The organism is Pseudoalteromonas sp. APC 3224, from assembly GCF_030407535.1.
Classification (GTDB): domain Bacteria; phylum Pseudomonadota; class Gammaproteobacteria; order Enterobacterales; family Alteromonadaceae; genus Pseudoalteromonas.
Window position 1 is genome coordinate 79,684 of the sequence record NZ_JASDDF010000004.1, and the last position, 12,327, is coordinate 92,010.

Sequence of the window (12,327 nt, forward strand, 5' to 3'; positions counted from 1 at the left end):
AAAAGTTTCTCTTACCTCGTAAACAATTAATTACACTATATAAGCAAACACAAAAAACAAATATAACCCACTGTTATTTATTGATTTTATATAAATCATTATGTTGTTAATTTTGCATCATTTAATACTCATTTTGTTAATCATTTATCCATACTTTACTCTCTTGCTATTTACACAAGCCTTGAATTGTTAGAGCTATTACCTTAAGCTTAATCTTTATTGAACGTTCAATTAATAAAAATTATGCCCAAAGTTGGAATGGAACCTGTAAGGCGTCAGCAGCTAATTGACGCGACTATAGAATCAGTTGCTCAAAAAGGGCTTCAAGCGACTACAATTAATAGCATTAGTAAAAATGCTGGAATGTCATCAGGCATAATTAGTCATTACTTTGGTGGGAAACAGGGGCTAATTGAAGCAACTGTGCGTTATTTACTCTCGAACTTGAAAGACGACTTAATTAATAAAGTTGATGAAAACACCACTGCAACTCAAAGGTTAATGTTTATTGTTGAATCAAACTTTGCGCTAGTACAACAACGAAAAGATACCACTCGGACGTGGCTAAGTTTTTGGGCGCAATCAATGCACGATAAGGAACTTCATCGTTTACAAAAAGTAAACAGCAAACGCTTGCAGAGCAATTTAACCGTTTCATTTAAGCAATTAATGCCTTTGGCGCAAGCGACACTCGCGGCCGAATTAACCGCAGCAATGATTGATGGCTTATGGCTTCGTGCCGTATTAAGCCAATCAGACGAAAATCAGTTTAAACACAGTGAATCACTGGCTAAAAACTACGTGCATTCACTTATCAAGCAATATGGAGCCTAACGTGACTACACCTATTTATCAAAACTTTATCAACGGCCAATTCCTTGCGAATAAAAGCGGCGAAACATTTGATGTAGTAAACCCTGCAACCGGCCAGGTAATTTATGCCGTTGAAGTCGCTGATGAGTATGTTCAAAACGCAGCGATAGAAAGTGCAAAACAAGGCTTTAAAGTTTGGTCAGCGATGACCCCTATTGAGCGCAGCCGTATTTTATTAAACGCCGTTGCTATTTTACGCGAGCGCAATGACGAGCTTGCCCTGGTTGAAGTTCTCGATACTGGTAAACCAATGCAAGAAGCTAACTGCGTAGATATTGAAACAGGCGCAGATGTTATTGAATATTTCGCAGGCCTTGCCCCTGCACAAGTTGGTCAACAGCAAATGGTTGGCGATGATTTTTATTATACTCGCAAAGAACCTCTAGGTATTTGTGCAGGTATTGGTGCATGGAACTACCCATTACAAATTGCATGTTGGAAGTCAGGTCCTGCTCTTGCAGCGGGTAATGCATTTATTTTTAAGCCATCTGAAGAAACACCACTTGGCGCAATTAAATTAGCCGAAGTGTTTATTGAAGCAGGCGTTCCTGCTGGCGTATTTAATGTAGTGCAAGGCGCGGGCGAAGTAGGTCAATGGCTTACTGCACATCAAGATATTGATAAAGTATCGTTTACTGGTGAAGTAGGTACAGGTAAAAAAGTTGTAGCCAGTGCTGCAGGCACATTAAAAGATGTGACTATGGAGCTCGGTGGTAAATCGCCATTACTAGTATTTGATGATGCTAATATAGAGCAAGCAGTAAGTGCCGCTATGCTAGGTAACTTTTATACCCAAGGTGAAATTTGCACTAACTGTACCCGTATTTACGTACACAAAAATGTTTACCAACAATTTATTGATGAACTTAAAACACGCACTGAAAACAATATTATTGCCGGCGACCCACAAGATCTAAACACTAACTTTGGCGCGCTTATTTCTAAAAAGCATCAAGATTTAGTAATGAGCTACATTAATAAAGGCCTTGAAGAAGGCGCAACACTATTAACAGGTGGTTCAACGCTTTCTCCAGAAGCAGCGCCAAATGGCTATTTTGTAGCGCCGACTGTGTTTGTTGATTGCAATGATGAAATGACTATCGTTAAAGAAGAGATTTTTGGCCCAGTAATGAGCGTTTTAGTCTTTGATGATGAAGATGATGTGATTGCCCGCGCTAATGGCACTCACTTAGGTTTAGCTGCAGGCGTTTTCACCAACGACATTAAACGCGCTCATCGCGTAATTCATCAACTTCAAGCCGGTATTTGTTGGATTAATGCTTACGGTAACTCACCAGCAGAAATGCCAGTGGGTGGTTATAAGCAATCGGGTATTGGTCGTGAAAATGGCATAGAGACTCTAGATCATTACACACAAACTAAATCTATTTATGTTGGCATGGCCGACATAGAAAGCCCGTTTTAAGGAATCATCATGAACCACTCTTTTGATTATATTATTGTAGGTGCGGGCTCAGCAGGCTGTGTGTTAGCAAATCGCTTGTCTGAAGATTCAAGTAACAAGGTATTGTTACTTGAAACCGGCGGCAGCGATAAAAGCATCTTTATAAAAATGCCAACGGCACTCTCTATTCCAATGAATACAGATAAGTTTGCGTGGCAATTTCATACGCAACCAGAGCCACATCTAGATAACCGTGAAATGCATTGCCCACGCGGTAAAGTTCTTGGCGGCTCATCATCGATTAATGGCATGGTGTATGTGCGTGGCCACGCTAAAGATTTTGATGAATGGCAACAGCACGGTGCTAACGGCTGGGATTACCAAGCGTGTTTACCGTATTTTAAAAAAGCAGAAAGCTTTTACCTAGGTGAAAATAGCCATCGTGGTGGCAAAGGTCCGCTAGGTGTTAATAACGGCAATAACATGGAGAACCCGTTATACACTGCATTTATTGAAGCGGGTGCAGAGGCCGGTTATTCAACAACAAATGACTACAATAGTGCTCAGCAAGAAGGTTTTGGCCCTATGCACATGACCGTTAAAAACGGTGTGCGTAGCTCAGCCTCTCGAGAATATTTAGATCCTATTAAGCATCGTAGCAACTTAACAATCGTTACAGGTGCTCTTGCCCAGCGCGTTATTTTAGATGGTAAAAAAGCAACCGGCGTTGAATACAAGCTTAATGGCGCGGTTAAAACTGCAAAAGCAAATAAAGAAGTTATCTTAAGCGCAGGCTCTATTGGTTCACCACACCTACTACAGCTTTCAGGTATTGGTGATACTCAAGCACTTGAGAAAGCAGGCGTTGAAGTAAAACATCACTTACCAGGTGTAGGCCAAAACCTGCAAGATCATTTAGAGTTTTACTTTCAATATAAGTGTAAACAACCAATTACCTTAAACGGTAAGTTAGGCTTGTTTTCTAAAGGTTTAATTGGCGCAAAATGGCTACTAACTCGCAAAGGCTTAGGCTCAACTAATCATTTTGAATCATGTGCCTTTATTCGCTCAAAGCCAGGTGTTGAATGGCCTGACATACAGTATCACTTTTTACCGGCCGCTATGCGTTACGATGGTCGTAGTGCTTTTGCAGGGCATGGTTTTCAAGTGCATGTAGGCCATAACAAACCTAAGAGCCGAGGCAGTGTCACTATTGCATCAGCTGATCCAACACAGCCACCTAAAATTGTATTTAATTACCTAGAGCATCAAGACGATATTGAAGGCTTTAGAGCGTGCGTACGTTTAACACGCGAAATCATTGAACAACCAGCATTTAACCAATTTCGTGGTGAAGAAATTCAACCAGGGCAACAAGTTCAAACTGATGAGCAAATTGATGCCTTTGTTCGCCAAGCCGTAGAAAGTGCTTATCACCCTTCTTGCTCTTGTAAAATGGGTGAAGATGATATGGCCGTGGTTAACTCAAACACTCAAGTGCATGGCATACAAAGCTTACGTGTGGTTGATTCGTCAATTTTTCCGACCATACCGAACGGTAATTTGAATGCTCCTACGATTATGGTGGCCGAAAAAGCCGCGGATATTATTCTAGGAAATAAGCCCTTAGCTCATACAGGAGTTGATGTTGTGAATGCCACTGATTGGCAAACTACACAACGAAATAAAACCCTTTAATTTAGCCTGTCATAAAGGCCTCTCTCGTAAGCAAAATGCTTAAAGAGTGCCTTTATGTACCTTGCAGTGGCTCACAAGCATAAATAGGTTATGCCGGTGTTAATGCAAGCACAATAAAAAACGGAGTATATATGTGTTACTTTTATTCATTCTGGGAGGGCGATAATGACTATTTGGCTTAATGCTGGCATTATTTTTACCTTACTTGCCATTGTTACTATTTTAATAAAATGGGGCAATGTACGCGTAGTAGGCGTCACACCAGTGAGAACATTCACCTTTATAGCAATCCTATTTACCTCAGGCCTAGATGTTGGCCTTATTATGTTTCCTTTAACCGAATTTGCCGGTTATGCAGACATAAAAGCAAGCCCAGAATATGCATTTGCCAACCCGCTCTCTATTGAGTTTGGTTATTGGGGATTTTTAATTTGGGGATTTTATTTTCTTACGTGCTTTTATTTCTGTGTAATAGAGCCCAAAGTGAAGTTTTTTGAAATTCCATGGGTTAAATTTTTAAACAACATGGTCATTATTGGTACTTGTGCGTTTACCGCATACTTACTACTAAGCAATCTACCGTGGTATATACCAGAACTTGGTGATGGCTCAAGTGTTATTCCAGCATTTTACTTAATTGTACTTGCCGCTATTTGTTTTGCGGTGTATTCAAGTACCGATATTAAATATGTTCGCTTTTTAAGTATTGCTACTACTTGGTTGTTTATCGCATTAATTGGTTTTATGTGGGCTGATGCCTTCTTATTTGGCGATAGCGAACTCTCTGCATTTACTCAAAATATCGGTTTAATTGGCAATTACTTCGCCAACATCAATGAATTTGTATTACCACTGAATGATTACCATGAGTTTTATCTATTTTGGTGGTTTGCGTGGAGCATCATGATTGGTCAGTTTACATCGCGTTTTGTTGGTGGTTTAAAAACATACCAAGTATTGGGCGCTATGTTGATTTTCCCGTCAATACCAATCGCTATCTGGTTTAGTGTGTTATATCACTACCACGAGGCGGGTATTCCAACTGCAGGCATCAAAAACTTTGCCATGGTGTTTGTAGGTATCGTGTTTGTTATAAACTCGCTTGATTCACTGATCCGTTTATACACAGATAATTTAAACTTAACTGTAAAACGCTTAGGCAAGTTTAAATATATTGCTATGAACGTTATCGCTTTATCATTATTGACACTGTTATTTAAACTTGAGTTTTTGCAAATTCAATGGGTTGGTGCTTTAGTTATTGGCTTATTCTTTATCTGCTTAGGTTTTATTGCCTACAGCAAATTTAAAACAGTCAGCAATATCGAAGGATCACCTAAAGCGAATAAAATTGATTACACAAAAATAGAAACTATCAGCTAGGAAATCACATGAACAATAAATTAAAACAACTTTTTATCGCTTTACCATTAACGGTTTTATCAACAACAGCAGCAGCTAATTGGTCAACAACGATTACCGCTGCCTCTGATTACACCTTTAATGGTGTTACTCAAACAGATAACGACCCTGCGCTACAAGCAAGTCTCGACTATGCGTACGATAACGGTGTGTATGCAGGTGTATGGGCATCAAACGTAGATTTTGGTGATGACACAGACTTCGAACTAGATGCTTATGTAGGCCGATACATTCAGTTAAACGAACAAGTAAGCCTTGATTACGGTATTGCTTATTACACTTACCAAGGTAATAACAGCGATGGTAACTACGCAGAAGCTTATACTAAATTTGGTTATGCCAGTGACTACGGTCAAACAGAGCTTAACTTTTGGTACAGCTGGGATTACTTTGGCTACGATACAGGCCATGTGATTTCGATGATTGCGCACACTTTCGAGATTGCTCCAAATCATGCAATTCGTGCTAGCTTTGATATCTCAAACTCACTCGATGGCAATAAATTTCAGTGGGATGAAGCTAAGGGCGATAAATCGTATCATCATTACCGCTTAGCGTACCAAACAAGCTATGAAGGGTTTGGTATTGAAGTAGCAGCTGAGAATACCAGCTTAGACTACGATTACGCAGATGAGCGAATTGTACTTGCTATCTCACGTACTTTTAACTTGTAATAGTTAGCTTTTGCTTTCTATAAAAAAACACGCTACCCAGTAGCGTGTTTTTTATTGCCTAGCAAAATCTTGCTTTTATAGTATTTATAGCGTTATAACTGCCACGCATAACTGACTTTAGTAAAGAAAGTACGTTGGTCACGCTCAATGCTTTTTAACGAGTCATCCTGATAACCTTTATCTGAATACCCTAAGTAAAATAACGTTTGTGCGTTAATTTTATATGAGTAAACCAGCTGACTACCATAATCTTTGTTGATTTCGCTTACCTGATAAAAGTAAGCATCTTCATTTCTGTCTATATCTTCAAACTGTAAAATCAGCTTAAGCATAGCGCGCATACTAAACTTATAATAAAGCCTAAAATCTACAAGGTTTGCGGTAAATACGCGTCGCCCTTGGTAATCATCTAAATGACTATAATTATGTCTAACATCTAACTGCCAGTGATTATTAATATCCCAAACAGCCTGTGATTGTGTAGTTAAAACATCACCTAACTGCTCATTGGTATAATCTATACGGCTTGCGTATTCGGCGTATAACGATAATCTCAAATCTTTAGTCGGCCTAAAAGCCGTATAAAAATAACCAATATTTTGGTTATAAAAATTGCCATTATAGTTTTCATAGCGATTTAACAAACCAAGCTCAAATACAGACTGCTTTTGACCTTGAAAGGTCATGTAACCTTCATATTCTTCTTCAAGCAAGTCGCCATTTTGAGCCCAGCTTTTATCCCAATCGGCGGTGTATGACCATGTTGTTAGTATGTCATGTTCATCACCATACCAAGTTTGACCGCCACCAAAGCCTACTTTTTCATAGTCTACTTTTTCTTGATAACCTAAATCGGTGCGGTAATCCTCACCAATATTGTCATACGTTGCATAAAGCTTATAATCGCGCTTATCGCGAGTCAGCTTTAATGCATACGCCATATCAGACTGAGACTCTGCTAAATTGTAGTTATCAACTAAAAATTTAGAGTTGTTGGTATCAGCATTGGCTATTTGATAATTAAGTGTATCTGACTGATTAAACCAATAGCTACCATCAACCGATAACACCGTATTATGGTAGTCGCTACTTTCTCTATGTGTGGTGGTTACTCCTATGGTCCCTTGTTGGCCAATATCATATTGGTATCGCGCCACCGCTGCCTTGGTTTTATCATTTAGGCTGGCAAAACCAGACCCTTGGTTACTAGGCAGTAAAACATTACTGTTGTCGTCATCTGCAAACATTAGCGCATAGCTATGGCTGTCGGTTTTACCGGTGAGCTTGGCGCCAATATTAGGCTCAGCTATGGTGCGGGTATAAAGCAGTTCAAATAAATTACTTTTAAAGTAAGACGCGCCATCTAAGAAAAACGGGCGTTTTTCAGCGTAATAAATAGAATATGTGGTGTTTACATCCAGCTCTAACGAATCGGTTTCTACCTGAGAAAAGTCAGGGTTTATGGTGGCATTAATTACTGCATCTTTAGTAATACCCCAACGCAGATCGAGCCCTACTTCTGTATCTACATCGCCGTTATCCCATTCGCCAGGTACCTGTGTTTTTTGATCGTTTCTTAATGCGGTTAAGGTTGGCGTTAATTGCAGATTTTTGCTCGGTGCTAAATTATTAAATCCAGTTATTTTGTCAAACTGACATAAACTACATTTAATATCACGGTCAAAGCCGGTACTTGATAATTGATACAACACATCACGCTGATAGTTGCGCATCATCGAAAAGCCCCAAGTAGAGTCGGCTTGGTTTTGTGCAAAGCGCAGTGCTTTAAACGGGATACGCATTTCAACCACGTAACCTTGCTCGTTTATGGTACCGGCACTATCCCAAATAGCATCCCAGGATAAATCTGACACCCACTCGTCGGTATCCGTCATGCGAATGTCGCCTTGAGCACCCAGTGGGTTTACATAAAACTCATAGCCAGTACGCTCATCGTTAAAGGTATCAATTACCAAACCAACATTGTCATCTTGCCAAAGCGTGTCTCTATCACGAAGCGCTGCACGAATTTTACTCGGATCGGTGTCATAAGCTACAAAAGCTACATACAAATTATGACCATCGTCATAAATATACGCATCGGTTTTTACCGGTGGCGTGCCTTTTTCATTCGGCTCATCTTGATAGTTTACCGCAACGCGGGTTGCTTGTTGCCAATGCGGCTCGTTAAGCACGCCATCCACATCAATGTTTTTATTAATGTGTGCAAGTTGATAATTAAGCTTATCGGCAAGTGCATTAGGGCTGAGAGTTAAAACAAAGCTGAAGCTGATCAACAACAGCAATTTTATTATTTTTGTAGGTATAAAGTACTGCATAAACATCCATTTAGGTTTATTTACTTGTTAAAAGTAAATTTTGGTCTGGAGTGTAAATTATACAGATAAGTTTGTTAATACTTGCGCGTTAATATTTGTAATAAAATTAACAAAAAACTAATGATAAGTGTTGGGAAGTAGTTATGTGTCGAGAAGTTTTAATTTATTAGCCACACCATTCCAGCTATCGGCATCTTCTGGGGCGGGTTTAACTTGCGTTATACGTGGCCATATTTCTGCCAATTCTGCATTAAGCTGGGTGAACTCTTTTTGCGATTCAGGTAATTCATCTTCTTGATAAATAGCATCGGCAGCACACTCAGGGACACATAAACCACAGTCAATACAATCTACCGGGCTAATAGCCAAAAAATTAGGGCCTTCAAAAAATGCATCTGCAGGGCACACCGATACGCAATCAGTGTACTTACATTTTATACAGTTTTCGGTGACTACAAACGCCATAATGGTTTAATACCTAATGTTTAACTTTACCAGCTGCGGATCATACCCAACCCTTACCAAAACACAATAAATAAGTGCCAAAAGCGAGCAATTTAACGTAATATATGGCGCTTATAAATTAGCGCTTTGTGCACTCCCCTTATTGTGAGCGGTATTTACTTTCCGCTATGACACCAAAAGAGATATTAATGATACGTTTAACCGAAATAAAGCTGCCGCTTGACCATGACGAAAATGCTATTGGCCAAGCCATTATCAATAAATTAAATATAAGTCCAGAGCAGCTACACAGCTACAATGTGTTTAAACGCGGTTACGATGCACGTAAAAAAAGCGCCATTTTACTCATTTACACGCTTGATGTTGAGGTAGATAACGAAGCACACCTGTTAGCCTCGTTTGAAAAAGATCAACACGTTAAAGTCTCCCCTGACACCAACTACAAATTTGTAGCACACGCTAATAGCAGCATTAAAGAGCGTCCTGTAGTAATTGGCTTTGGCCCATGTGGTTTATTTGCCGGTTTAGTGCTGGCACAAATGGGCTTTAAACCAATAATTCTAGAGCGCGGTAAAGAGGTACGTGAACGCACCAAAGACACCTTTGGCTTTTGGCGTAAAAAGGCCCTCAATACCGAATCAAACGTTCAGTTTGGTGAAGGTGGTGCAGGCACGTTCTCAGACGGTAAGCTCTACAGCCAAGTAAAAGATCCTAAACATTATGGCCGTAAAGTGATCACTGAATTTGTAGAGGCTGGTGCTCCTGAAGAAATTTTATACGTTAGTAAGCCGCACATTGGTACTTTTAAACTAGTAACCATGATTGAAAAAATGCGCGCCCGAATTATAGAACTTGGTGGTGAGATTCGTTTTAGCACCCGCGTTGACGATATCCATTTAGACAACGGCCAAGTTACAGGGCTGACACTTTCTAATGGTGAAAAGCTTGAAACTCGCCATGTGGTTTTAGCGGTTGGTCACAGTGCCCGTGATACGTTTAAAATGATCCACGATAAAGGCATTTATGTTGAAGCAAAACCCTTTTCAGTAGGCTTTAGAATAGAACATAAGCAATCAATGATTGATGAGTGCCGCTTTGGCGATAACGCGGGTAACCCTATTTTGGGCTCTGCCGATTACAAATTGGTACACCATTGTAATAATGGCCGAACCGTATACAGTTTTTGTATGTGCCCTGGCGGCACTGTAGTTGCCGCTACCTCTGAAGAAGGCCGTGTGGTTACTAACGGTATGAGTCAATATTCTCGTAGTGAGCGAAATGCGAACAGTGCTATTGTTGTGGGTATTTCGCCAGAAAAAGATTTTCCAAGCCATCCTCTAGCTGGTATCGATTTACAGCGTAAGCTAGAAGAGCAAGCCTATGAGCTGGGTGGTAAAAATTATGATGCCCCAGCACAGCTGATTGGTGACTTTTTAAAAGGTAAATCGTCTGCTAATTTAGGGGATGTACAGCCTTCGTATACGCCAGGTATAAAACTGACTGATTTAAGCAAAGTACTGCCAGCTTTTGCCATTGAAGCGCTACGTGAAGCAATTCCTGCCTTTAACAAACAAATTCGTGGCTTTTCAACCAATGATGGCTTACTCACGGGTGTAGAAACACGTACGTCTTCACCTATCAGCATCAAGCGCGATAAAACTTTCCAAAGCATTAATACCAAAGGGCTGTACCCTGCAGGTGAAGGCGCAGGTTATGCAGGCGGTATTTTATCAGCGGGTATTGATGGTATTAAAGCGGCCGAAGCAGTTGCATTATCGATGTTAGAAAAGCACAACTAAACTACTCTTTCAGGCACAAAAAAACCTGAGTAAACTCAGGTTTTTTTAATGGCTCAGCTGTCTTACTTTTTAAGTGACAGCTTTTCGCCTTTTAAGCTTTTACGTACATTAGAAATTCGCGAACGGTTTTTCGCTCTCGCTTCACCGGTAGCCTGGCCTGATGGCTTGTTAGCACGGGTACGGCGTAAATGCGCTGGCTTTTTACCAATTTTATCAATCAGTACTTCACGATTACTTACTTCGTAACCTTCTAAGTAAACACGTTTAATTTTTTGACCAATTAAGGTTTCAATTTCAAACAACATGTTTTCTTCTTCGCGGCTAACAAACGAAATTGCTTGTCCTTGGTTACCAGCACGACCAGTTCGGCCAATACGGTGTACGTAATCTTCAGCAAGCCAAGGTAAATCAATATTAATAACACGTGGTAAACCGTCAATATCAATACCACGGGCCGCTACTTCTGTTGCAACTAGCACGCGTACTTTGCCTTCTTTAAATTCACGCAACGCACGACGACGATTACCCTGCGATTTATCGCCATGACATACTGCCGCTGGGATACCGTCTAGGTTAAGTTCAGTCACTAACTCATCTGCGGTTTCTTTCATGTTTACAAACACTAGCACTTGCTGCCAGTTTTTCTTACCAATCAGCTCAGAAAGCAACTCTTGCTTACGGCGCTCCTCTACTGGGTAAACCACGTGTTGTACTGTACTTGCAGTGCTGTTAGTTTGATCAACACGAACAATTTCAGGCTGCTTTAATACTTTAGAGGCGAACTGTTTAATTGCTGCTGGGAAGGTAGCTGAAAACAATAAAATTTGACGCTCATCTGCACAGCTTTTTATTACGCTTTGCATATCATTAATAAAGCCCATATCAAGCATACGGTCAGCTTCATCAAGTACTAAATGTTTTACTTGAGCAAGGCTTAAGTTACCTAAACGAATATGATCAAGTAAACGTCCTGGTGTTGCTACTACAACATCAACACCTTCTTTGAGTGCAATTTCTTGTCCTGCGGTATTAACACCACCAAATAAGCTCACTACTTTTAACTGAGTGTACTTAGCAAAGTCTTTAAAGTTATTCGCTATTTGCTCTGCAAGCTCACGCGTAGGCGCAAGGACTAAGGCGCTTGGCGCATTCGTAGTGCTGCAATCTGACTCAAATAACTTTTGAATAATAGGGAGTGCAAATGCAGCGGTTTTACCTGTACCGGTTTGTGCACTTGCTAAAACGTCTTTACCTTTACGAACAGCCGGAATAGCTGAGCGCTGAATGGGCGTAAGGGTGTGGTAATTAAGTTCGTCTAACGCCTGAATAAGTTCAGGGGCAAAACTAAAAGATTTAAAATTCATTGCTGTATAACCTGCGGCCACATTATCAAGGGTCGCAAATTATACAGTAAAATCGCTTAAACAGTTAGTTTTAAACACCAGAAACCGCTAATTTATAAAATGCAGGATAATTAGCGATTATCAGCTGTTGTTTAAGTTAGCTAAATGGTTTTAACTCGCAAGGTTTATTCCCGTTAATTCACGCCTTTATTGCACTTTTATAAATTTTACACCGTTGTTTTACATTGTGTTACATAACTATTTGCATTTAAATAACCAAAACAGGTAAACTTCTTCGCCCGTTTTGTG

9 protein-coding genes are annotated in these 12,327 nt (G+C 40.1%); 6 read left to right on the top strand and 3 right to left on the bottom strand.

Features of this window, described 5'->3' with window-relative positions:
* Positions 1–258 precede the first annotated feature (258 nt).
* The 5 genes from betI (at position 259) to QL989_RS03160 (ending at position 6,072) form a co-directional block, all read left to right on the top strand.
* Complete coding sequence (gene betI / locus QL989_RS03140) at positions 259–834, top strand: transcriptional regulator BetI (RefSeq protein ID WP_138607901.1); 576 nt, start codon at positions 259–261, stop codon at positions 832–834.
* Between the two features lies 1 nt (position 835).
* On the top strand, positions 836–2,299 hold the full coding sequence (gene betB, locus QL989_RS03145; protein WP_290168130.1) for a betaine-aldehyde dehydrogenase: 1,464 nt from the start codon (positions 836–838) through the stop codon (positions 2,297–2,299).
* A gap of 9 nt (positions 2,300–2,308) precedes the next feature.
* Entirely contained in the window at positions 2,309–3,976 is a 1,668-nt protein-coding gene (betA, locus tag QL989_RS03150) for a choline dehydrogenase (RefSeq protein WP_290168132.1), read from the top strand.
* A gap of 165 nt (positions 3,977–4,141) precedes the next feature.
* Positions 4,142–5,359 carry a BCCT family transporter gene (locus QL989_RS03155; RefSeq protein ID WP_290168135.1) on the top strand — a complete coding sequence of 406 codons (1,218 nt, stop codon included), beginning with the start codon at positions 4,142–4,144 and terminating at the stop codon, positions 5,357–5,359.
* An 8-nt stretch (positions 5,360–5,367) separates the two neighbouring features.
* On the top strand, positions 5,368–6,072 hold the full coding sequence (locus tag QL989_RS03160; RefSeq protein ID WP_290168137.1) for a TorF family putative porin: 705 nt from the start codon (positions 5,368–5,370) through the stop codon (positions 6,070–6,072).
* 92 nt (positions 6,073–6,164) lie between these two features.
* Here the strand turns inward: QL989_RS03160 and QL989_RS03165 are convergent, their stop codons facing one another.
* Both QL989_RS03165 and fdxA read right to left on the bottom strand, forming a co-directional pair.
* Entirely contained in the window at positions 6,165–8,411 is a 2,247-nt protein-coding gene (locus tag QL989_RS03165) for a DUF5916 domain-containing protein (protein WP_290168139.1), read from the bottom strand.
* Between the two features lie 141 nt (positions 8,412–8,552).
* Positions 8,553–8,876, bottom strand: coding sequence for a ferredoxin FdxA (gene fdxA / locus QL989_RS03170; RefSeq protein ID WP_178957196.1), 324 nt, complete (start codon positions 8,874–8,876; stop codon positions 8,553–8,555).
* A 188-nt stretch (positions 8,877–9,064) separates the two neighbouring features.
* Here fdxA and QL989_RS03175 point away from each other — a divergent pair, with 188 nt between their 5' ends.
* Positions 9,065–10,675, top strand: a complete 1,611-nt coding sequence (locus QL989_RS03175; RefSeq protein WP_290168142.1) for an NAD(P)/FAD-dependent oxidoreductase — start codon at positions 9,065–9,067, stop codon at positions 10,673–10,675.
* 62 nt (positions 10,676–10,737) lie between these two features.
* Here QL989_RS03175 and QL989_RS03180 read toward each other — a convergent pair whose 3' ends face one another.
* Positions 10,738–12,039, bottom strand: coding sequence for a DEAD/DEAH box helicase (locus QL989_RS03180; RefSeq protein WP_028834771.1), 1,302 nt, complete (start codon positions 12,037–12,039; stop codon positions 10,738–10,740).
* Positions 12,040–12,327 lie beyond the last annotated feature (288 nt).